This is a genomic window from Vibrio sp. 05-20-BW147, from assembly GCF_013369385.1.
In the GTDB taxonomy this organism is placed as follows: Bacteria; Pseudomonadota; Gammaproteobacteria; order Enterobacterales; family Vibrionaceae; genus Vibrio; species Vibrio floridensis.
Genome location: NZ_SZTO01000012.1, coordinates 30,156 through 54,424 on the forward strand (window position 1 = coordinate 30,156; position 24,269 = coordinate 54,424).

The 24,269-nt window shown below is 49.6% G+C and carries 19 protein-coding genes; 10 read left to right on the top strand and 9 right to left on the bottom strand.

Features of this window, described 5'->3' with window-relative positions:
• Positions 1–8 precede the first annotated feature (8 nt).
• From FC652_RS12640 to FC652_RS12650, 3 genes are all read right to left on the bottom strand, one after another.
• Positions 9–638: an outer membrane beta-barrel protein gene (locus FC652_RS12640; protein ID WP_176298859.1), complete on the bottom strand. Its 630-nt coding sequence runs from the start codon at positions 636–638 to the stop codon at positions 9–11.
• Between the two features lie 178 nt (positions 639–816).
• A complete protein-coding gene (locus FC652_RS12645) occupies positions 817–939 on the bottom strand; it encodes a methyl-accepting chemotaxis protein (RefSeq protein WP_272909858.1) in 123 nt (40 codons plus the stop codon).
• A 44-nt stretch (positions 940–983) separates the two neighbouring features.
• The gene (locus FC652_RS12650; protein WP_011151020.1) at positions 984–1,316 is read right to left on the bottom strand and encodes a tRNA-binding protein; all 333 of its coding nucleotides are present in this window, start codon (positions 1,314–1,316) and stop codon (positions 984–986) included.
• 167 nt (positions 1,317–1,483) lie between these two features.
• On the opposite strand from FC652_RS12650, the gene FC652_RS12655 reads away from it, so the two are divergent.
• Positions 1,484–2,485, top strand: a complete 1,002-nt coding sequence (locus FC652_RS12655) for a substrate-binding domain-containing protein (protein WP_011151022.1) — start codon at positions 1,484–1,486, stop codon at positions 2,483–2,485.
• A gap of 13 nt (positions 2,486–2,498) precedes the next feature.
• On the opposite strand, the gene FC652_RS12660 is transcribed toward FC652_RS12655, so the two are convergent.
• The 5 genes from FC652_RS12660 to galE all read right to left on the bottom strand — a co-directional run bounded on the left by FC652_RS12660 (position 2,499) and on the right by galE (position 8,816).
• A complete protein-coding gene (locus tag FC652_RS12660) occupies positions 2,499–4,100 on the bottom strand; it encodes a methyl-accepting chemotaxis protein (protein WP_061058860.1) in 1,602 nt (533 codons plus the stop codon).
• Positions 4,101–4,322: 222 nt separating this feature from the next.
• Entirely contained in the window at positions 4,323–5,381 is a 1,059-nt protein-coding gene (galM, locus tag FC652_RS12665) for a galactose-1-epimerase (protein WP_176298860.1), read from the bottom strand.
• Between the two features lie 9 nt (positions 5,382–5,390).
• Positions 5,391–6,551, bottom strand: coding sequence for a galactokinase (gene galK / locus FC652_RS12670; RefSeq protein ID WP_080536584.1), 1,161 nt, complete (start codon positions 6,549–6,551; stop codon positions 5,391–5,393).
• A 109-nt stretch (positions 6,552–6,660) separates the two neighbouring features.
• On the bottom strand, positions 6,661–7,713 hold the full coding sequence (locus tag FC652_RS12675; protein ID WP_130252690.1) for a UDP-glucose--hexose-1-phosphate uridylyltransferase: 1,053 nt from the start codon (positions 7,711–7,713) through the stop codon (positions 6,661–6,663).
• A gap of 83 nt (positions 7,714–7,796) precedes the next feature.
• Entirely contained in the window at positions 7,797–8,816 is a 1,020-nt protein-coding gene (gene galE, locus FC652_RS12680; protein ID WP_045623270.1) for a UDP-glucose 4-epimerase GalE, read from the bottom strand.
• A gap of 306 nt (positions 8,817–9,122) precedes the next feature.
• Here galE and ebgR point away from each other — a divergent pair, with 306 nt between their 5' ends.
• The 9 genes from ebgR (at position 9,123) to FC652_RS12725 (ending at position 23,359) form a co-directional block, all read left to right on the top strand.
• On the top strand, positions 9,123–10,121 hold the full coding sequence (gene ebgR, locus FC652_RS12685) for a transcriptional regulator EbgR (protein WP_176298861.1): 999 nt from the start codon (positions 9,123–9,125) through the stop codon (positions 10,119–10,121).
• Positions 10,118–10,993, top strand: coding sequence for an SGNH/GDSL hydrolase family protein (locus tag FC652_RS12690; protein WP_176298862.1), 876 nt, complete (start codon positions 10,118–10,120; stop codon positions 10,991–10,993). The genes ebgR and FC652_RS12690 overlap by 4 nt, the downstream gene beginning before the upstream one ends.
• Before the next feature lie 346 nt (positions 10,994–11,339).
• The gene (ebgA, locus tag FC652_RS12695) at positions 11,340–14,438 is read left to right on the top strand and encodes a beta-galactosidase subunit alpha (protein ID WP_176298863.1); all 3,099 of its coding nucleotides are present in this window, start codon (positions 11,340–11,342) and stop codon (positions 14,436–14,438) included.
• Between the two features lie 3 nt (positions 14,439–14,441).
• Positions 14,442–14,894, top strand: coding sequence for a beta-galactosidase subunit beta (locus FC652_RS12700; protein ID WP_176298864.1), 453 nt, complete (start codon positions 14,442–14,444; stop codon positions 14,892–14,894).
• A gap of 107 nt (positions 14,895–15,001) precedes the next feature.
• Positions 15,002–16,435: an amino acid permease gene (locus FC652_RS12705; RefSeq protein WP_011079676.1), complete on the top strand. Its 1,434-nt coding sequence runs from the start codon at positions 15,002–15,004 to the stop codon at positions 16,433–16,435.
• 161 nt (positions 16,436–16,596) lie between these two features.
• A complete protein-coding gene (locus FC652_RS12710) occupies positions 16,597–18,021 on the top strand; it encodes an amino acid permease (protein ID WP_176298865.1) in 1,425 nt (474 codons plus the stop codon).
• A 357-nt stretch (positions 18,022–18,378) separates the two neighbouring features.
• Complete coding sequence (gene ygjJ / locus FC652_RS12715) at positions 18,379–19,434, top strand: protein YgjJ (protein ID WP_176298866.1); 1,056 nt, start codon at positions 18,379–18,381, stop codon at positions 19,432–19,434.
• Between the two features lie 15 nt (positions 19,435–19,449).
• A complete protein-coding gene (gene ygjK / locus FC652_RS12720) occupies positions 19,450–21,825 on the top strand; it encodes an alpha-glucosidase (RefSeq protein ID WP_176298867.1) in 2,376 nt (791 codons plus the stop codon).
• Positions 21,826–21,967: 142 nt separating this feature from the next.
• Positions 21,968–23,359 carry an O-antigen ligase gene (locus tag FC652_RS12725; RefSeq protein WP_176298868.1) on the top strand — a complete coding sequence of 464 codons (1,392 nt, stop codon included), beginning with the start codon at positions 21,968–21,970 and terminating at the stop codon, positions 23,357–23,359.
• Here FC652_RS12725 and FC652_RS12730 read toward each other — a convergent pair.
• Positions 23,356–24,261, bottom strand: a complete 906-nt coding sequence (locus FC652_RS12730; RefSeq protein ID WP_176298869.1) for a LysR family transcriptional regulator — start codon at positions 24,259–24,261, stop codon at positions 23,356–23,358. The two genes, FC652_RS12725 and FC652_RS12730, sit on opposite strands and share 4 nt — an antisense overlap.
• Positions 24,262–24,269 lie beyond the last annotated feature (8 nt).

Here is a 24,269-nt window from a genome sequence, read left to right on the forward strand (position 1 = left end):
GTTGCCGATCAGAACTTGTAACGGCCACCGAAATATAACGCGGTAATATCTACATTGACATCGTTAAATTCTGTTGCGACGCCACGGTAGCCACCTTGCAGCATCCAGCCAGAATCGAACTCATAACCCACTTCAACACCGTAGTTAATACCAGTGTTGCTGTCGGAATCTAGACTTGCAGACTTAAAGTCTTCTTTGGTCAGCTCAAACTCGTAAGAAGTCGATGCAAAGCCTAGTAGACCGCCTACGTAAAAGTTCGAGTTTGCCACATAGTATTTAGGACGAATGTTCAAACCAAACGATGAGAATGACGCTTCAACATCTGCCATCACAACGCCCGCGGTTGAGCTTGCTGCAACTTGACCGAATGTCTTCGAGCCATACAGCACATACTCACCCTCAATACCGATTAAGAAAGAATCTGAAATTTTCTTATCGTAGCCAATTGCAAACTGCACGCCTGCGTCTAGGTCGTAAGAAACTTCGTTGACTTCGTTGATCGATACATCCGCCTTAATCACTTCAAGGCCAACATACCAACCCTGCTTTGGACCTAAGTTCGTTTGTTCAACTTCAGTTGCATTTGCGCCGAATGCAGCGCCCATAGCCAATGCCAAAACCGGCAACATCTTATTCATTATAATTCCTTGTATTTCATACTGTTAAAACCAATAAACAGCGCGGGGATTATAATGAATTTCATTGAGCCAACAAATAGAGCAATTAATAAATGCGACTTAAAACATAGTTTGCAGTTATAAACAGACGAAAACTACTGTTCTATGAATCGCTCAACTCAGACTATAAATGACCCTTTCAAGAACAGTCTGCACGCCCTTGATCAGCCGCTCTCGCCGCTCCTGTTGCGGCATTGAGTGCAAGCAAGTTGGTTTGCTCTGAGATGCTACCGATCACATTCGTAAACTCACTGATCTGCATGACGCCCTCATTGTAGAAAAGGGAACATGATTCTCCCCTATCAACTACACAATTCTCACCCCCGTCGGCATCGCTCTTTCTGGCGTTAAGAGAACACTTTCGCTTTCATCGTCCGTTTCTGCGCACAACAGCATGCATTCTGAGGTTTCTCCACGCATTTTCGCTTTGGCAAGGTTGCACAACACCACCACTTGTTTGCCCATCAGCTCTTCTTCGCTGTAGTACGGCACTAGGCTAGTGACGGTTTGCAGTGTTTTCTCGCCGACATCAATTTGTACGATATAGAGTTTGTCTGCATTCGCATGACGGGCGACTTCAATAATTTTCCCAGTACGAATTTCCAGCTTGGCGAAATCAGCGTAAGCGATCGTTTCCATGTAAGATAACCTCAGTAAAGTTTTACTAAAAAGATAACGTTTACACTATCATTAGAGCCTGATATTACAAGTGGTAAAGATCGCATTTTTAAAATGAAAACTCGCAGTTATTTGCCTAATTTACAGTTCAGAGGTTTAATGAGGGAAGCATAGAAATGAGGTAACACATGGCCACAATTAAAGATGTCGCTCGCGAGGCTGGCGTTTCCATCGCCACCGTCTCACGAGTGATTAATAAATCGCCCAAAGCCAGTAAAGCGTCGATTGAATCCGTCACTCAAGCAATGGCCAAACTGGGCTACCGCCCCAACGCCGCCGCCAAAGCGTTGGTGAGTCAAAGCACCAACACCATGGGCGTATTGGTTGGTGATGTATCGGATCCCTTCTTCGGCACGCTGATCAAAGCCGTCGATGAAGTGGCCCATGAAAATGGCAAGCATCTACTGATTGGCAATGGCTATCACAATGCCGAGGAAGAGCGCAGAGCCATTGAACTGCTGATCAATAGCCGTTGCGATGCACTGGTGATTCATTCGAAAGGCTTGAGCGATGAAGAGTTGCTGTCATACGCGCAAGAAGTGCCAAGCTTAGTGATCATCAATCGTCATATTCCACAAATCGCGCAACGCTGCATTTCCCTCGATAACTACAAAGGGGCCTATTTGGCTACAGAGTATTTGATTCGCCATGGCCACCAACACATTGCCTGCATTTCATCGAGCCACAAAATTGAAGACGCCGATGCGCGCATCGCTGGGTACCTTGCCGCATTAAGAGACAATCACATCGAGCTCTCCAGTGCGTACATCGAACAAGGCGAGCCCAATAGTGATGGTGGGGAAACGGCAATGACTAACCTGCTGACAAAATCTCTGCCGATCACCGGCGTGGTGGCTTACAACGACTACATGGCGGCGGGTGCGCTATCGGTATTGGATGAAAATGGCTTAAAGGTGCCAGAGCAAGTCTCAATGATAGGATTCGATGATGGCTTGATTGCTCGCTATGTCAGCCCTCGCCTCACCACCGTGCGCTATCCAATACAGATGATGGCAGAGAAAGCCGCGAGACTGGCGATCGATTTGGCTCGCCAGCAAGAAGCCGACCACAGCACCATGATCTTCTCACCCACTTTGGTAAGAAGAGATTCTGTGGCCAAGCTCTCTTAGCGTCTTTTCTTCATTAAAGCTTAAATCGCGTCATCTTCTGATCAAGCTGGCGCGACAAATCGGCCAAGGTTTCACTCTCTTCAGCTAAGAAGTTGGCCGCTTGCGACATCTCCATCGCCGCGTCATTGATACCACTGACGTTGCGATTCATCTCCTCTGCCACCGCACTTTGTTCTTCCGCTGCAGTGGCGATCTGCGTTGCTTTATCGCTCACGTGACGAATGTGATCAACGATCAATTGCAAATCTTCTCCCGCGTGTTCCGCTCGAGCGACACTGCTTTGTGCCAGAGATTGGCTTTTCTCCATCGCCTCCACTGCAGAGACGGCTAACTGCTGCAGTTTATTGATGGTGGTTTGTATTTCATCGGTCGATTGATGGGTGCGCCCAGCCAGATTTCGCACTTCATCAGCCACCACCGCAAAACCACGCCCTTGCTCACCTGCCCTTGCCGCCTCTATCGCGGCATTGAGCGCAAGCAAATTGGTCTGCTCTGAGATACTGCTGATCACATTGGTGAATTCGCTGATCTGCATCACCCCTTCTTTGAGCTTGGCGACCTGATCATTGGCCACTTCGAGTTCAACAGACAGCGACTTAATGCTGTCCACGCTGGAATGCACGTCTTTATCGCCCAAGTTGGCTTCTTTGGTCGCATCCAGTGTATCTCTGGCGGTGTCTTCTGCGTGGCCAGCTACATCAGCCACCGTCGCGCTCATCTCATTCATTGCCGTGGCTAACTGATTCAACTGGTCTCGCTGGCTCAACACCGCTTGGCTGGTCTCTTCCGCTGATGATGCAATGCGCACCGCGGCATCAGCCACCTCGGAAGCAGATTGAACCGATTCAAACAGCGCCTCTCTGACTGAGCCGATACTTTGATTGATGTCCTGTGCCAAGCGGCCAAATTCATCTTTACCCAACACCGCCACTTGAGCGGTTAGATTTCCTGCCGCGACTTGCTTCATACTCTGGCGAATGGCGTTTAACGGCTCAATCACCGCGCGGCTAATCAGCATCCCCAGCGCACTCATGACCAAGGCAATCGCAAGAGTGGCCATGCCCATTTTCAAAATTTGTTGATTCACCGCCGCTTCGATATCGTCCAATAGCATCCCAGAGCCAATGATCCAGCCCCAAGGCGCAAAACCGTGCACCACTGAGAGTTTGTCGGCGGGTTGACCGCGACTGTTTTGCCAAAGATAGGTGAGTGAGCCTGTGCCCCCCGCTCGGCCTAAATCCACCATGGTGAACCAAAACTGACCATCGCTGCCATTGCCCATCTGCTGACCAACCAACTCAGGTTTGATCGGATGAACCACGGTATTGCGATTTTCATCAATGACAAATAGATAGTTGTTTTCATCAAAACGTGTGGCTGAGATCAACGCCTTGGCCAGATTTTGCGCCTCTGATTTGGCGTATGTTTGGCTGAGTGATTCCACTTGTGAAAACACGGTATGGATCACGGCGTTCAACCGCGCGTGACGCTCAGCAATCAAGTTCGTTTTGAGAGTATTAACGGAGATAAACAGTAGGAGTAGGAATCCTAAAATCCCAACAGCAACAATCATTGCCAGCTTATAGCTGACTTTCATATTTCTTAGCTTCAACATGACGTACCCATCCCGACAGAGATTCTGACTCAGATTTTCAAGGCTGATAGATTTGTTATTTTTATAATTGCTCTTTATAGAATGGTAGAGGGGGAACGCTTTGCCACTGACAACACTGAGTTTGTTAACTGGATCACTAAAAAATATGCAACCAAGAGCATTAATTGTTTTTGAGGAAAGAATGAAAAAGGCTCCGACATGCAGAGCCTTTTATTTAAACGACTAAAAATCAAAATGATAGGAGGTAAAGTAACGATACTCTTCGCCAGGAGAAAGCAGGCAACTGGGTTGTGGCCAATCCGGATGGTTCGGCGAATCAGGCAAAAATTGGGTCTCTAGCGCCAATCCTGCGTAGTCTCGATATTCATTACCACTGCGGTTTGGTGTGCCTGCCAGCCAATTACCCGTGTAGAGCTGAATGGCGGGTTTGTTGGTACACACAGACAAACGAATCAACTTATCAGGCGAGGTCACACACGCAACGGGCAGAGACACATCGCGATCTCGTTCAAACAAATAGCTGTGATCATACCCTTTAGCACATTGTTGCTGCTCATCTTGTAGCAAAACTTCACCAATGGTTTTTTTAGTATTGAAATCAAAACTGGTGCCAGAAACCCTTCGCAGCGTACCCAATGGAATGCCAACGTCATTAGTCGGCAAATAGCATGGGGCATTTAATACCAACTTATGCAGCAAGCAATCATGGCCCGATTCCGCTCCCATTAGATTGAAATACGCATGGTTAGTGAGATTCACTGGCGTCACGGCATCGGTTGTTGCCCAGTAACGAATAGTCAGTTGATTCTCGTCGGTCAACTGATACTGCACGTTAACGCTAAGATGGCCGGGAAATCCCTGATCGCCATTTGGAGATTCGAGTGAAAAGGTCACTTCGCTACTTGATTGCGATTCAATATGCCAACGTCGTTTATCAAAACCTTGCGCTCCACCATGCAAACAGTTCCCCGCTTGGTTTACCGAAACTTGGTACGCCATATCATCAATCGAAAAAAGCCCATTGGCGATGCGATTTGCATAACGCCCGACGGTTACCCCCATGTAACTTGCCTGACGCTCGAAGTTCTGCATCGTCCCCACGCCTAACAGAACTTCTCTTCGCTCCCCGCTCGCCAACGGTAATTGGCAACTTAGCCAAGTCGCGCCAATGTCCATTAAGGTCACAGACATACCCGCACGATTTGACAGTTCCACTAATTGGGCAGGCTGGCCATCAAAGGCTGCCTGCTCAGTCATAGTTTGGTTCAATTGAGCAATCATCCCGCCGTCCTACAGCACTTCAACCAAACCCGCGCCATCTTTGGCTTGGCACACGTAGATGGATTCTTTTAAGCCTGTGGCCGCTTGGTATTTCGCTGCAACGGTGGCTTTCACGTCATCAACCAGCGCTGGTGGTACAAGTGCCACGATACAGCCACCAAAGCCACCGCCAGTCATGCGCACACCGCCTTGGTCGCCAATCACCTCTTTGACGATCTCCACCAGCGTATCGATCTCTTTTACCGTGATTTCGAAATCATCGCGCATTGAGGCATGAGACTCAGCCATCAGCTCGCCCATACGCTTCATGTCATGTGCTCGCAGCGCTTGCGCCGCTTCCACTGTACGATCGTTTTCTGTGATGACGTGACGGGCACGTTTTGCCACCATTTCATCCAGCTCAGCAACTTTCTCGTTGAACTGCTCAATCGTCACATCGCGCAGCGCTTTCACACCGAAAATGCGCGCCGCTTCTTCACATTGCTGACGACGAGTGTTGTATTCACTGTCGACCAAACCACGCTTTTTATTCGAGTTGATGATCACGACAGCCATCTCTTCTGGCATCGAAACCGATTCCGTTTCTAAGCTACGGCAATCCAATAGCATCGCGTGATTTTCACGTCCTTCCGCTGAAATCATTTGGTCCATGATGCCGCAGTTACAACCGACGAACTCGTTCTCGGCTTGCTGACCGTTTAACGCGATTTCCGCTTGGCTGATCTCAAGATTGAACAGCACTTTGAACGTCTGGCCAATCACCACTTCCAACGCCGCCGATGAGCTCAAACCCGCACCTTGAGGCACGTTGCCGCTGACTGAAATATCCGCTCCTGTGAACGAGTAACCGCGTGCAAGAAGGCACTTCACCACGCCGCGAATGTAGTTCGCCCACATTTTGTCTTGCTGGAAAGTAATGGCTTGCGTGATATCGAACTCGTCCACTGCGTTGCCGTAATCGACTGAAACCACACGCACGATATTGTCTTCACGCTTTGCTGCTGCCACCACGGTTTGGTAGTTAATGGCACATGGCAACACAAAACCATCGTTGTAGTCGGTGTGCTCACCAATCAGGTTGACACGACCAGGCGCTTGAATGATGTGGCTTGGCGCGTAACCCAGCACTTGTTCAAAAGCGGTTTTCACATTTTGGATAAGTTCAGACATAGGGACGTTCTCTTAAAATAGTAATTTGCTGTGGGATAGCGCGTTGAGCCTAACTTCTATCTGTAAAATCGCGCTATCCCGTTATTCGTAATCAGTCCAATTTAAAGACTTAGCATTCTTTGTAGTGGACATCACTCACATCACGCAGACGCTGTGCCGCCTGCTCTGCGGTGAGATCGCGTTGGCTTTCTGCCAGCATTTCGTAACCGACCATAAACTTGCGAATCGTCGCACTGCGCAGGAGTGGCGGATAGAAAAGTGCATGAAGTTGCCAATGGTCGATGTCGGTGCCTTGGTCAAAAAACGGCGCGTAGTGCCAGCCCATTGAGTATGGAAATGAGCACTGGAATAAGTTGTCGTAACGGCTGGTCAGCTTCTTGATCGCTCGCGCTAAATCATCTCGTTGCTCATCGCTAAGTTCACTCATACGGCGAATGTGCGTTTTCGGCAGCAGCATGGTTTCGAATGGCCACGCCGCCCAGTAAGGCACGACGGCCAACCAGTGCTCGGTTTCCACCACGATGCGCGAGCCATCTTTGAGTTCTGCTTGCACGTAATCCACCAGCAAGTTGCTGCCGTGTTCTTGGTAATACGCTTTTAGGTTGTGCTCTTTGCGCTCAATTTCATTGGGTAAGAAGCTGTTCGCCCAGATTTGACCATGTGGGTGCGGCTGAGAACAGCCCATGGTTTCGCCTTTGTTCTCGAATGCTTGAACCCAAACGTACTCTTTGCCGAGCTCTTCAATTTGTTCGTTCCAGGTCTCAATCACGCCGCGGATTTTTTCCACTGGTAGCTCAGGTAAGGTTTTGCTGTGATCTGGAGAGAAGCAAATCACTCGACTCAAACCGCGCACACCTTGGGTTTTGAAGAGCGGGTTGTCTGACTCCGGCGCATCCGGTGAGTCCACCATCAAAGCAGCAAAATCGTTCTTAAACACGTAAGTGCCTTGGTAATCTGGATTAACATCGCCAGAGACGCGTTCGTTGGTCGGACACAAGAAACACTTTTCATCATAACTTGGCAGTTCATCAATGGCCGGTTTTTCATCGGCACCGCTCCAAGGGCGTTTTGCACGATGAGGGGAAACCAAAACCCACTGCCCCGTGAGTGGATTAAAACGACGGTGTGGGTGATCCACAGGGTTAAACTCAACATTCGACATATGACTTACTCAACTCTTCAAAAATCTTCAAACTCAGCTTCCCAACACCGTGAGAAGCACAGATGACAACGCGGTGGCTGCCATTACGCAGGGGAATAGCCATTAGGGTTATTTGACTGCCAGTTCCACGTATCGGCAGTCATTTCCGCCACCGAGCGTGTTGCCTTCCAGCCAAGTTCACGCTCGGCTTTTTCTGTGCTTGCCCAGCATTCGGCAATGTCACCCGGACGACGCGGACATAACTCGTACGGTACCGGTTTACCGCAAGCGGCCGCGAACGCCTCCACCATCTCAAGCACGCTCGAGCCTTTGCCTGTGCCTAAGTTGTAAATGTGCAAACCCGAGGTTTTCCCCACCGATTTCAATGCGGCGATGTGGCCATCGGCCAGATCCATCACATGGATGTAATCGCGCACGCCGGTGCCGTCAGGGGTTGGATAGTCGTTGCCAAATACCGAGAGTTTTTCACGGCGACCAACGGCCACTTGGGCGATAAACGGCATCAGGTTATTGGGAATGCCTTGTGGGTCTTCCCCCATGCTGCCTGATGGGTGCGCACCAACCGGGTTGAAGTAACGCAATAAGGTGATGCTCCAGTCATTTTCTGCGTGGAACAAATCGCTTAGACACTGCTCCACCATGTATTTACTGCGTCCGTATGGGTTGGTGGTGGCGCCTGTTGGTGAATCTTCCGTAATCGGAACGATTTCTGGGTCACCGTAAACCGTTGCCGATGAACTGAAGACAATGCTTTTCACCCCGGCTTTGCGCATGCAGCGCGCCAATACCAACGAGCCATTGACGTTGTTGTCGTAGTACTCGAGTGGTTTTGCCACCGATTCGCCAACCGCTTTGAGGCCAGCAAAGTGGATCACCGCTTGAATATCATGCTTGGCGAACACGGAGTCCAAAAAGGCTTCGTCACGAATATCACCTTGGTAGAAGGTCGGTTGCTTACCCGTGAGCGCTTCAATACGGCTTAACACGTCCACCTTTGCATTGCATAAGTTGTCGACAATGATCGGTTCCATACCGGCCGCCATCATCTGCACACATGTATGGCTACCGATGTAACCCATGCCACCTGTCACTAAAACGTTCACCCTTGCCTCTCCTGATCTCAAATTTGCTCAATGGCTTTGCTTGTTTAAAAGCTTACCAAGCATGTTGGATCGGGTTCCGTGATCCAATTCGCAAAGTGTAAACGTTTCCACAAATTTTCATACTCAATCCTTTTTACAGCGAGATTTAGTGAAAGAAATTCCGACACACACCTCGCGTGCCAGTATCATAAAAACACTCACGGCTCGATTTTTACTAAAAAAACGGATGCATCACGCAGCCTCTTGATTACAATAGAGAACAGATGAATTCACTCAGCACAGTGCGCTGTGCCAACAGGAAGAAGAATGGCTACGTTAAAAGATATTGCCACGGAAGCGGGCGTTTCCCTGGCCACGGTGTCGCGAGTGCTCAATGAAGACCCGACTCTGAGTGTCAAAGAAGAGACCAAACACCGCATCTTAGAAATTGCGGAGAAATTGGAATACCGAACCAGCAGCGCGAAAAAGAACAGTGTTGCCGCCGTGCCGGCCCATCATTTCCTAGCATTGTACAACTACAAGCCAGAAGCTGAGATTAATGATCCTTACTATCTCTCCATTCGCCATGGCATTGAAACCCAGTGTGAAAAACTCGGCATCGATTTAACCAACTGCTACGACAGCAAAATCGACCCCGACGTAAAAAAGATCACTGGTGTCCTTATGGTTGGCAAAACCACGCCTGCCGCGATGTTGCGCGCCAGCAAGATGACCGACAACATCTGCTATCTCGATTTTAGCGATGACAACGGCGACTTCGACAGCGTGGATATTGATCTGGTAAAAATCAGTAAAGAAGTAACCGATTTCTTTATCAGCCAAGGTTTTGATCGCATTGGTTTTATTGGCGGTCAAGACGAACCCGGCCAAGCCGACATTCGCGAAATGGCGTTTGCCGAGTATGGGCAACTCAAAGGCGTGGTCAACGAGTCCGACATTTATCGCGGTGATTTTTCTAGCGCTTCTGGCTACAAACTGGCGCAAGCGATGTTGGAAAAGGGCGACTATCCGAAGGCGCTGTTTATCGCTTCCGATTCCATCGCGATTGGCGTGCTGCGTGCTTTGCTCGAACATGGGCTCAACATTCCCCGCGATATTTCGCTGATCAGCGTCAACGACATTCCCAACGCCAGATTCACTTTCCCGCCTCTCTCGACGGTGAGAATTCACTCAGAAATGATGGGTATTCAAGGCGTTAACTTATTGGTGGAAAAAGCGCGTGATGGCCGAGCACTGCCGCTTAAAGTGTATGTGCCAAGCAAGCTCAAGCTAAGAGGAACGACGCAGGAGAGGAGCCAAGCATGAACCACGAGCAACTGCTTAACGAGCTGGAAGAAAACGTCTGTCTTGATCTGCATAAACTCTATTACGCCAACCCAGATAAGCGCTTTTACGCTCTGCTGGCGGAGCTTTACCAGTTACGCAAACAACATGGGCTGACAACACGCTTATCTCCTTACGTCACGGAAATTGAATCTCTGATCAAAGCGCTCAGTCTGACCAAAGAACGAAGTCTCACCGATGAGCAAAAGGGTCACACCGTGACACCAGAGCAGTTTGACCACTTAGTTGAAACGCTCGACTTTAACCAAAGGGCCCACCGCATGAGTCGTTTTATTTTAACCAAAGATAACCACAAAGCGTTTAGTAAACCGGTTGAGCTGGTGATGTACGGTGATTCCATCACCGAGTGGGGCCCTTGGCACGATGCTTTTTCTGGTTTTCAAGTCGCGAATCGCGGGCTCGCGGGGGACACCACCGCAGGCATGCTTGAACGCATTGACACCACGTTGGTCTGTCAGCCGAAACTGGTGTGCATCATGGCAGGGATTAACGATTTAGCGCAGGGCTACTCGGTGCAGCAAGTCGTGGAAAATTACCGTCGAATGCTGGCCATTTGGCAAGAACAGGGCATTGAAGTGTGGGTGCAGTCCACGCTGTATGTGGGCGAGCGAATGTCATCATTGAACCCACTGGTCAGCGAGTTAAATCGTCAATTGGGGCAAATATGTCAGGCGCAATCACTGCGTTTTATCGATCTCAACGCCACGCTCTGCCCAGAGCAGACACTGCCTCTTGATTGCAGTTGCGATGACTTACACCTCAACTCGCACGCTTACGCGCAATGGCTTTCGGTGCTCACACCAATGCTGGACGCTCGTTTCGCTGCGGCATAAAGCAGTGACACCATTTTTATCCAAAGCACGCTGAGCGTGCTTTCTTTTTATCTCTATTTTTCAACAACTAAAGTTCAAACCCTTTCTCATTCACTGCCGTTTCTCCTCTTCACGTAACACCCCATTAGCCAAGCGAAAGCCGCTCAATCTGGTTAAACATTATTCTTTAACTCGGATCACACCTTTCACTCTTCCCCACGTAGAATTCGTGATCAGGTTAAAGTAAAACGTTTTCACCAATTCTATTTAGTAAAAGTTTTACTAATATATTTCCCAGATATCCAAATCTCTATTTAACAGAACGTCGGCGGATCCTTTGATCGAAGTCGCCGAGGGGAGAAAAAACGTGAACAACTGGGAAAACTTCCTCCATTTACATGAGAACAGAATGGCGCCGCGTGCGTACTTCTTCTCCTATGATACCGTTCAACAAGCTCAAACCTTTCAGCGTGAGTTGAGCAGCCGCTTTATGCTGCTAAGTGGTCAGTGGCAATTTCATTATTTTAGCAACCCAATGCTGGTGCCTGATGAGTTTTACTCACAAACCATGAGCGATTGGGGGAACATTACCGTACCCAACATGTGGCAAATGGAAGGCCACGGCGATCTTCAATACACAGACGAAGGTTTCCCATTCCCAATTGACGTACCTTTTGTACCCACCGACAACCCAACGGGCGCTTATCAGCGCACTTTCACTTTGGGCCCTCAATGGGACGACAAACAGACCATCATCAAGTTCGATGGTGTGGAAACCTACTTCGAGGTGTACGTCAACGGCCACTATGTCGGTTTTAGTAAAGGCAGCCGTCTTACTGCAGAGTTCGACATTTCTGCCTACGCACAACCAGGTGAAAACTTACTCTCTGTGCGCGTGATGCAATGGGCCGATTCGACTTACATTGAAGACCAAGACATGTGGTGGACGGCGGGGATCTTCCGTGATGTTTACCTTGTCGGCAAAGAGCCGGTTCACGTCCAAGATCTGACTGTTCGTACTGATTTCGCCGACGATTACCAAAGTGCGACGCTCAGTGCTCAAGTCGAATTGGAAAACCTTTCCACCGCTATCGCGTCTGGCTACACGCTGGAATACGCGCTGCATGACAAAGGCACTGTCGTAGCCAGTGGTCAATGCGATTCACTGACGATACAAAACCGCCATTCAGCCAGCTTCGCCATTGATATGGTGAACCCAACGCATTGGACAGCAGAAAACCCTTACCTTTACCACTTGTTCATCACCTTAAAAGATCACCAAGGAAAGGTCGTGGAAGTGATCCCACAACGCGTGGGTTTCCGTGACATCAAAGTGCGTGACGGCCTGTTCTACATCAACAATCAATACGTGATGCTGCACGGTGTCAACCGTCATGACAACGACCACCTAAAAGGTCGTGCAGTAGGCATGGACCGCGTGGAAAAAGATCTGATGTTGATGAAGCAGCACAACATCAACTCAGTTCGCACCGCGCACTACCCGAACGACCCACGCTTCTACGAGCTGTGTGATATTTACGGCCTGTTTGTGATGGCAGAAACCGATGTGGAAACCCACGGCTTTGCCAACGTTGGCGACCTCAGCCGCATCACCAACGATCCAGCATGGGAAGCGGTGTTTGTTGATCGCGCAGTGCGCCATGTGCATGCACAGAAAAACCACCCATCGATCATCATGTGGTCACTCGGCAATGAGTCTGGTTACGGTTGTAATATCCGCGCCATGTACGCCGCAACCAAAACCCTTGATGACACCCGTTTGGTGCACTACGAAGAAGACCGCGATGCCGAAGTGGTGGATGTGATTTCCACTATGTACTCGCGCGCGCAACTGATGAACTACTTTGGTGAGCATCCACACGAAAAACCGCGCATCATCTGCGAATACGCCCACGCGATGGGTAACGGGCCGGGTGGTCTCACCGAATACCAAAACGTGTTCTACGCGCATGACCACATTCAAGGCCACTACGTGTGGGAATGGTGTGATCACGGCATTCTAGCGCGTGATGAACACGGTCAAGAGTTCTACAAATACGGCGGCGATTACGGCGATTACCCAAACAACTACAACTTCTGTATGGATGGGCTGATTTACCCAGATCAAACCCCAGGCCCAGGCCTGAAAGAATACAAGCAAGTGATTGCGCCGGTGAAAATCCGCGCCGTTGAGGGGGGCAATGACCGCTTCATCGTTGAAAACAAACTGTGGTTCACCAACCTCGATGACTACACCATCACTGCTGAAATTCGCGCTGAAGGCGACACCTTGCGTAGCGTGCCGTTTAAAGTCGAAGCACTGGCCGCCAACAGCGCTCGTGAAGTGAGCATTGACTTGCCAGAATTGGATGAGCGCGAAGCCTTCATTAACTTCACCGTACGTAAAGACAGCCGCACCTTGTATAGCGAGGCCAACCACGACATTGCGGTGTACCAGTTCCAACTGAAAGAAAACACCGCCACGTTGCCTGCGTTAGTCAACCACAATGTTCAACCATTGGTGCTTGAAGAAAGCCGCCTAGAGCACGTGATCACAGGTCATAACTTCACGCTCACTTTCTCGAAAGTAAACGGCAAACTGACCTCATGGCGTGTGAATGGTGAAGAGTTGATTCAATCAGAGCCAAGATTGAACTTCTTCAAACCAATGATTGATAACCACAAACAAGAGTACGAAGGGTTGTGGCACCCTGCGCATCTGCAAATCATGCAGGAACACTTCCGCACGCTGAGCGTGGAAGCGAGCGAAGATGCCATCCTGATCACCACCACCAGCATTGTTGCACCGCCCGTGTTTGATTTTGGCATGCGTTGTACTTATCGCTACCAAATCAACGCGCAAGGGCATTTGAACGTAGAACTGAGTGGCGAGCGCTACGGCGACTACCCTCACGTGATTCCGGTGATTGGCTTAGATTTAGGCATTAACGGCAGCTTTGATCAAGTGAGTTACTACGGTCGCGGCCCTGAAGAAAACTACCAAGACAGCCGCCAAGCTAACCTCATTGATTTTTACCACAGCACTGTCGAGGACATGTTCGAGAACTACCCGTTCCCGCAAAACAACGGCAACCGTCAACAGGTGCGCTGGGCCTCACTCACCAACCGTCATGGCACAGGGTTATTGGTGAAACCTCAACAAGAGATCAACTTGAGCGCGTGGTTCTACACCAACCAAAACCTGCATCAAGCGCAACATACGATTGAGCTAGAAAAGAGTGGCTACATCACCCTTAACCTTGACCATCAAGTGATGGGCTTGGGTTCAAACTCTTGGGGCAGTGAAGTGCTCGACTCGTACCGCGTGTATATGGATGCGTTCCGCTACGGCCTCACTCTGATGCCATTGCAAGCAGGCGATTGCAGCGCGCAAGTCATGGCAAACCATGATTTCGACAACGCATTTTTCACTTCAACCGATACCAAAATCGTTAACGAGGCGTAACCCATGATCGTGTTAGACAGCTTAGAGCAATTCAAACAGGTATATCGCAACGGTCGTAAATGGAACCGCTGTGTGGAAGCGATTAATAACCTCAACCACATCAAACCTGGGGTGATGCATTCGATTGGTGATTCCTTGGTTTATATGCTGGTGGAAGGCAGCTCTCAAAGCGGTGAAACCTTTACCGGAAACCGTCGTTACTTTGATGTGCATTACTACCTCGAAGGCACTGAAACCGTAGAGTTTTCCGCCAAATCCGAACTCGACACCGTTACCCCTTATCGTGATGAAACCGATCGCGAGCAACTGCAAGGCCAAGGAGAAACGCGCCAGCTACAACAAGGTCAAGTGGCCATTTTTGAAAACGACAAAGCCTACCGTTTTTGCGGCAACCAAGCGGTGAAAAAGGTGGTGCTGAAAGTGACGATCGAGGATGGCTACTTCCTCAATAAATAAACTCTGCCACGGCAGAAAATAGAGCAATAAAGATAAATAAAGACGAGAGCGACAGCATGAACTGTCGCTCCACCCTACAAAATAACGTGCCTCTTCGGAGAAAAAACATGTCTGATACTAAACGGAACACCATAGGTAAATTCGGCCTATTGTCCCTGACATTTGCCGCTGTGTTTAGCTTCAATAACGTCATTAACAACAACATCGAGATCGGGCTGGCGTCAGCACCGATGTTCTTCTTAGCGACCATTTTTTACTTCATCCCTTTCTGTTTGATCATCGCGGAATTCGTTTCGCTCAATAAAAACTCCGAAGCGGGGGTTTACGCTTGGGTGAAAAGTTCACTGGGCGGCCGCTGGGCTTTCATCTCCGCTTACACCTACTGGTTTGTTAACCTGTTTTTCTTTACCTCGTTGCTGCCGCGCGTCATCGCCTATGCGTCTTACGCGTTTTTAGGCTACGAGTACATTCTTACCCCATTTGCCACCACCGCATTGAGCATGCTGTTGTTTGCTTTTGCCACTTACGTCTCCACCAATGGCGCGAAAATGTTGGGTCCCATCACTTCAGTAACCTCTTCACTGATGCTGCTCCTAACGCTCTCTTACATCTTGCTCTCCGGCGCTGCGCTGCTAGGTGGCGTGCAACCGGCAGACCCAATCACAGTGGAAGCGATGGTGCCAGAATTTAGCTGGGCCTTCCTCGGCATTACCACGTGGATCTTCATGGCTGCCGGCGGCGCGGAATCGGTCGCGGTCTACGTCAACGATGTGAAAGGCGGCTCAAAATCGTTCGTCAAAGTGATCATCGTGGCTGGCATCTTCATCGGTGTGCTTTACTCGGTTGCTTCCGTGTTGATTAACGTGTTTGTTTCCAGCAGCGAGCTGAAATTCACTGGCGGCTCCGTGCAAGTGTTTGAAGGGTTAGCGAGCTACTTTGGTTTACCTGAAATTATGATGAATCGCTTTGTTGGTTTGGTTTCGTTCACCGCGATGTTTGGCTCGCTACTGATGTGGACCGCAACCCCAGTGAAGATCTTCTTCTCTGAGATTCCAGAAGGCATTTTTGGTAAGAAAACGGTGGAATTGAATGAAAACGGCGTACCAGCACGTGCCGCTTGGATTCAATACGCCATCGTTCTACCGCTCATGGTGATCCCAACATTGGGCTCAGACACTGCGCAAGATCTGATGAACACCGTGATCAACATGACTGCCGCTGCGTCGATGCTGCCACCGCTGTTCATCATGCTGGCGTATCTGAATCTGCGTCTCAAGCTCGACCATCTCGAGCGCGATTTCAAAATGGGTTCTCGTATGACGGGTATCGTCGCAGTCTCGATTCTGATTGGCATCTTCACGGTTGGATTCTTGGCATCCACCTTCCCAACCGGGGCCGACATCATGACCATCATTTTCTACAACGTTGGCGGCATTGTGATTTTCCTTGGCTTTGCTTGGTGGAAATACAGCCAGTACGAAAAGTCACTCAACAGTGAAGAACGCGCGAAAGAGGCCAGCCCAAGCGCCGTCCTTCCATAAATGACGCTCAACCAGTCTAGGTTGATGACCGAAAACTTGGGCAGAGAAAAACGCTCTGCCCTTCACCCTGCCCGCCCCCATAACAACTCTAATGGCTGGCAGATTATTTTCATTCACTGATCCATTTTTTTGTTTTACTGCAGACGGATACGGGAGGAACTATGTCTGAATCACTGCGTGGCACCATAGGCAAATTTGCCTTGCTGTCGATGACCTTTGCCGCGGTTTTTAACGTGCGCAATATCGTCAACAACAACATCGAACTGGGGCTCAGCTCCGCCCCCATTTTTCTCTTAGCAACCGTGGTCTATTTCATTCCATTCGTGTTCATTATTGCCGAATTTGTTTCCGCCAATAAGAACTCAGAATCAGGCATGTATGACTGGTTGAAAAAGCCTTTGGGCAGCAAAGCCGCTTATTTGGGCTCGTTTCTCTACTGGTTTGTGAACCTGTTCTGGTTTGTTTCCTTACTGCCTAACGTCATTGCCTATGCGTCTTACGCCATGTTGGGTTACGAATACAGCTTCTCTCCCATGGTGACGTCACTCATCTCGATTGTGTTGTTTGCCGTCGCCACTCACATCTCTACCAAAGGCGCGAGCTGGTTGGGCAAGATCTCTGAAATGGTTGCTTATGGCGTGTTTGCTTTGTTTGCCATTTATGTATTAGGCGCGCTGATGGCCCTTGGTGGTGACCACACACCCGCCGAGCCCATCACGTTACAAGCGATGACCCCAACCATTAACTGGGCAACCCTTGGCATCATGTGTTGGATTTTCCAAGCCGCAGGTGGTGCAGAAACCGCTGCCGCTTACCTTAACGACGTCAAAGGCGGCCATAAATCCTTTATCAAAGTGATCATCATCGCCGGTGTAGTAATCGGTGCGATGTACGCCATCGGCTCGCTCTTGGTCAACGTGTTTGTTGCGCGTGAAGACCTCACTTACGCTGGCGGCATGGTGGAAATTTTCACTGGCATGGCGAATTACTTTGGCATCTCGCCAACTTTGGTTGGCCGTTTCGTTGGCATCATTTTGTTCATTGCGATGTTTGGCTCAATGATGATGTGGACCGCCGCTCCGGTGAAAATTCACTTCTCTGAAATTCCAAAAGGCGTGTACGGCGAGAAAACCACTGAGCTGAACGAACACGGAGTTCCTGTCCGTGCGGCGTGGTGGCAGTTTGCCTTTGTGTTCGTGATGCTGGTGGTGAATGGCTTTGGTTCGGAGTCGGTGCAAGACATGATGAATCAAGCGATCAACCTCACCGCAGGAACGGCGATGCTTCCACCTATTTTCATCATGGTGGCGTACTTTGTCTTCCGATTGAAGTTCGACGATACCCCACGAGATTTCCGCATGGGTTCGCGCAAAGTGGGGATGAGCATCGTATCCGTGCTGATTGCCATCTTTGTTATCAGCATGACGGCATCTGCCTTCCCAACCGGGGTTGACTTAGTCAGAGCCTTCTTTATCAACGTCTTTATGACCGCTGTGTTCTCAGGCCTCGCTTGGTGGTGGATCTCTCGCTTTGAGAAGAAGCAGACGCTTAAAGAGCAAACTTCCAATCCTATTACTCAAGCATAAACCTGACATATCACACTAAGGAGCATCCTCGAGATGCTCTTTTTTTTACTAAAAACAAGTAGAAAAGGATGACTAGGGTCTACTGCTCCGACAAATTCAGTTAATCCTGTTCAATTACCTAATAAATCTATGATTGAAAACCTTCCTATACACGCTAACAATTTAAATATACCCAAGGTAAAACTTTACTAAATCAACATCACATTTTAACTACTTTTTATTTAGTTATTTCTGGATAGAAAGATAACATCAGCCCTAGTTTGCACACGAGCTGCCCATTAAGCCTTTAGAGCACCCCCACAAAAATTCAGCCAGGTTAGCAAACGATAAATTCTACTCAATTAAGAAGTGATTAAAATGAAGACTTGTTTTACTAAAACTATTTTGTCCGGATTGATTCTTGCTGCTGTCAACGCCCATGCATCTGAAAATCAAGCGAATCATAGCCCTACTCAACCTCCTCAATCTGACGCAGAAGTCATCTTCGACTTCTACGGCGAACTAGGCGTTGGTGGTCATGTCGCGTTAGAAGGTGAAAATAAAGGCCGCTACGCAGACGGCACTTACATCGAAGGTGGCCTCGCTGTCCAATACGGTAACTGGTTCGCTCTTGCCTATATGGAAGGTTGGACTGTTCAAGCCGATGACGATGGCAATGCTTGGGCGACAGGCCATGGTTGGGGAGGCTTCGAAGGTGGTTTTAACCGTGTCTACGCAGGCTATCGCACCGATGGCAACACCGAATTTATGATTGGCCGTATTGACTCTTCTCTGGATGACGTTCAATGGTGGGGCGATGCAACGGTTGAATATGGCTACGCAATCTCCAATACTCGAGACCTGTTCTTAGGCGCAAAAATCCAAAACCTTGAAGGTAATTTCCGCTACAGCATTTCTGCCGCTCCTGAGTCGGATTTTTCGGAAGATGATTCTTGGGTCAACTTTGGCAAATACGACCGATTTGCTGATCAATGGAACGATAAGAACGCCATGGTCAATGGTTACATCCAATACGATATCACAGAGCACTTAACGCTTATGGGTGGCGCCGAAGTTCGTAACAACGACGGTGGTGAACTGTTCCTTCTTGGCGTGGAATACAAAAACGTTGCCGCTCGTGTATGGCACGACTCCGATAAAGGCAATCAAGTTTCTAATGGCAGTGAATCAGGCTTTATGACCAGTGCATGGTATGAAGCTGCTCCGGGCGTCTATCTATCAGCGGCCTATAACTACGCCAACTTTGAATCAGACACCGCTGAAGACGAAATCACTTCTTACATCAACGCTGGTGTGTGGTGGGAATATGGCAATGGTAAGTGGGCAACCGCATTTGATAGCCGCTTCGCTGTCGGTGATGACAACGTGACTGGCGATGCTCAAGTTTTCGCAATGCAATATTTCTACTGGTAAACCGAGGAGCCACACATGACTTTACGTAAAACTCTAATTGCTTTAGCCGTTGGTTCAGCGGTGACACTATCTGGGTGTCAGATCGTCACACATTCTGAAACTCCATTGCAAGCGAGCGAATTTCAGAATGTGATTGACCGTACAGGCTCTCCAGAATACATGCGTGATTACGACTTTGATGATCACCAACGCTTTAATCCATTTTTCGATATGGGCGCATGGCACGGCCACCTATTGCCTGACAATGCAGAAGGCATGGGTGGCTTCCCCGGCACAGCGCTGTTGACGGAAGAATACATCAACTTTATGGCCAATTACTTTGATCGCTTAAGCGTGTACAAAGATGACCAAAAAGTCGCCTTCAAAATGGAAGCGTACAGCTTACCGGGCGCATTGGTGCAAAAGCTAATCTCCGATGATGTCATTGTGGAGATGACACTGCGCTTTGCTTCTGACCGCACATCTCTGTTGGAAACCAGCATTACGACAGACACCCCTGTTAAGCTCGTATGGGATGGGCAACTGCTTGAAAAATACCACGCCAAAGAGGGCAAATCGCAATCCGATAAAACCATCGACGAGCAATACCCAGATTACAACCGCACTATCATCGCGACGGATGACGGCTTAAAGGTAACATTTGGCAAAGTGCGCTCAACCTGGGATCTGCTGACCTCTGGTGAGTCTGAGTACCAAATCCACAAGTCCGTAAAGATGAACACTCAAGTAAATGGCCACCAATTTACTTCGACGGCGAAAATCAACGCTTCTACCAAGATTTACACCACCTACTCCCATGTGCTGACGGCCAAAGAAAATCAAGCGGAACAAGCGAAGATTCAAGATATTTTAGCCAATCCACAAGCGTACCTTTCGGCTTCTGAGCAGCGTTGGGAAGGCTATCTCACCCAAGGTTTAACCAATCCTCACGCCACATCAGAGCAAGAACGCGTGGCGGTGAAAGCAATGGAAACATTGAACGGCAACTGGCGCGGCGTTGCTGGGGCGATGAAGTTTGACTCGGTGACGCCATCGGTGACCGCACGTTGGTTCTCCGGCAACCAAACTTGGCCTTGGGACACATGGAAGCAAGCTTATGCGATGGCGCACTTCAACCCAGATGTCGCGAAAGACAACATTCGCGCAATGTTCGCTTATCAAATTCAAGCAGACGATCCTGTTCGCCCTTGGGATGAAGGCTATGTGCCGGATCTATTGGCCTACAACTTAAGCCCAGAGCGCGGCGGCGATGGCGGCAACTGGAATGAACGCAACACCAAACCCAGCCTCGCGGCATGGGCGGTGATGGAAGTGTACAAGACGACCCAAGACAAAGCGTGGCTTGAGGAGATGTACCCGAAACTGGTCGCTTACCACGATTGGTGGCTACGTAATCGAGACCACAATGGCAATGGCGTACCTGAGTATGGCGCGGCGCGCGACAAAGCCCACAATAACGCCGCTGGAGAGATGTACTTTGAGGTCATCAAAGGCGATCGCACCACCACCATCACTGGCCAAGCGGCGTATGAGAAAGTGCTCAAGCAAGGCGATTACGATCGCATTGAAAGCCCAGCACAAACGGCGGCCTCTTGGGAGTCGGGTCGAGATGATGCGGCAGTATTTGGCTTCATCGACCAAGATCAGCTCGAAACCTACCTTGCCAATGGCGGCCAGCGCTCAGATTGGGTGGTGAAGTTCGCGCAAAACCGCTCGGAAGATGACACCTTACTGGGTTACTCGCTACTGCAAGAATCGGTAGACCAAGCCAGCTACATGTACAGTGACAACCAATATCTGGCGGAAATGGCCGATCTTCTTGGCAAGCCAGAGCAAGCAAAAACGTTTCGCGCCAAAGCAGACAAGCTTGCTGACTACATCAACACTTGTATGTTTGATGAGAGCACGGGATTCTTTTACGACATTCGCATTGAAGACCAACCACTGGCTAACGGTTGTGCAGGCCAACCCATTGTCGAGCGTGGCAAAGGGCCGGAAGGTTGGTCACCGCTCTTTAATGGCGCTGCAACCCAAGCGCACGCCGATGCGGTGGTGAAAGTGATGAAAGATCCGCAAGAATTCAACAGCTATGTGCCATTAGGTACGGCGGCGCTGTCTAGCCCGGCATTTGGCCCCGACATTTACTGGCGTGGACGCGTTTGGGTCGATCAATTCTACTTTGGCTTAAAAGGCATGGAGCGATACGGCTATCACCAAGATGCGGTGGCGATGGCCAGCGCCTTCTTCAACCATGCTGACGGCTTAGTGCAAGACGGCCCAATTCGTGAGAACTACAACCCGCTCACGGGTGAGCAGCAAGGCGCGCCAAACTTCTCTTGGAGTGCGGCGCACTTGTACATGCTGTACAACGATTTCTTTACTGCTGAATAAGTATTACTGCCAGCTAAAACCAACCAGCGACAATGCCCTTGGCTGCCAAGCTAAGGGCATTTTTTATAAAAAAACAAGCAAAACCAGTCACTAAGACTAGACTCTAAATATCGCTGATCGTTTTAAAGGGCTCTATGGAGTGATGCCATCTTCGCCATTTTACACGCGTGCCTTATTGACACTGCTCCTGTTAGGATTGGTGGCGTTTAGTTTTAATCCGTTTCTCGATCGCAACGATCTGCTGCCACTTTACGACAGTAAACGCCTGTTTGTGTTGTTTCTGTTGCAGATCACCACGCTTATCGTGCTGTTTTCTACTCAACAACGGCAGCGCATCATCGATCATTGGTGCTCACTCACGTTCCTCCACCGAGGTTTACTGAGCCTTTTTATTGCTTCGAGCTTACTGGCCACGTGGCTTGCTCGCTATCCACTGGCCGCTGTTTTGCAATGGTTTTATTTGGCAGGATTGGTTTTGATGCTGTTTGTACTGCGTGATGTAGTGAAACAGCGGCAAGCCCGATGGTTTGAATACTCTCTTTGGCTCAGTGCGTTTCTGTTTTTGAGCATTGCATTGGCGTTTTGGATCCGCATTGTGCACCAGTTGAACGTCAACAACTTCACTCTGTTTGGCTTTGCTAACCCCCGTTTTCTCAACCAGATCCATATTTGGCTCATCTTCCCGGTCGTTTATCTTGCCGCGATAGCGATGAAACGCGGCAAACGTGGCGTGGTGCCCAGAGCGATCCTTGCGATCGATTTCGCCATTTGTTTTGCAACCAATGCGCGAGGACCACTGGTGGCCATACTGGGTGGATTCACGCTGCTGATGCTTTGCGCCAGAGATCTGCGCTCTATTTGGTGGAGACTGTTGTGGCAAAGCGCTGTGGTTGGCGCATTGGTGAAACTCGCGCTGCTTTCCCCACTTCCCAGCATGATTTTGGGTGGGCCGATTGAGTGGCTCAACATTCGAACAGAGAGCTCCGGACGCTTAGCGCTGTGGCGACACTCTTGGCAAATCTTCACCTTTACCGGATTGGGCGGGGATGCGTTTGTCTGCGAAGAGGTCAACCACGGTCGGCCACACAACTCTCTTCTCAACGTGTTGGTGCATTGGGGCGTGGTGGCCGCTCTGTGTTACCTAGCGTTGATCGCCTCACTGTTGCGCCTCACCATTAGGCAGCGTTCGTTACGTAATAAGTTGCTTGGCGTCAGCCTGCTCAGCGGCATCGCGTACAGCTTGGTGTCTGGAGTGCTCGATTCACCTTTAAGTCAACTGATGGCGGTTGTCGCTTGCGCACTGTTTTGGTCACGTTGCTCGCTTGCGTCTGCTTCATTACCATTGCCAGCCAACAAACCACACCCATGGTGGGCGCACGGCGTGATACTGATTGTCGCTATCGGTTGTAGTGTGTCCGTCGGTTATCGCGCCTTGGAGCGATTGGACAATTATCCGGTTTACCGCAGCGAGGTGATCATCAAAACGCAATTCTGGTTGGGGTATAACTGCTTAGCGAAACCTTGGCAGCCTTAATGGATTTGCTGGCAAATCACCTCACGTAACCACATACCCTTTTCGCTGTTGCCAGTGGCGCTATGCCACACCAACGAGATATCAAAATCTGCCACCTCAATTGGCGGTTCAAACGAGGTTAGACGATCATCAAAGCCTTGTGCCAATGCCATTCTCTCCGGCACGATGGCAATCAAAGCGCGATGAGATAACAGGTTGCGGATGGTAAGAAAGTTGCGCGAGGCCACCGTTACTCGGCGGCTTAAACCTTGGCTGGCAAGCAGCTTATCCACTTGAGTGGAGAGCTGACCATCTGGACTCACTAACGCCTGCTCAATAGCGGCAAACTGTTCGATGTTCATCCGCGTCACATCCACTTGCTGGGGATCGCACAAACACACGTGCTTTTCGGTGTATAAGCGTTGCGCCTCAAATGGTTCTTCCAGTACAGGAATCGAGCCGATCACCACATCGAGCTTTTCCTGTTCAATCAAACTGACGTAGTTATTGCGATTGACGTTGATAAAGCTGACCTGCGCTTTAGGGGCTTGCTGGCGAATCGCATCATACAGCTTAGGGGCGAAAATAAACTCGGCATAGTCCGTCATCCCAATGCGGCACACACCGTCAAACGCCTGAGGTGAAAAAGGCGGCTTTGCCAACAACTCACCCGAAATCACGCTGAGCAGCTGGTGAATTTGTGGCGCAACCTGATGCGCTCGCTCACTGGGCTCCATCTTGTGGCCCTTACGGACAAACAGCACATCATCAAACAAACCGCGCAGACGATTGAGACTGTGGCTCATCGCCGATTGGCTGACGAAGCTTTTTTCCGCCGCCACGCTGACACTGCGATAACGGTATAGGTAAGAGAACACCACCAGCAAATTGAGGTCGATGTTCTTCCAATTAATCTCGTCCACACTTCATC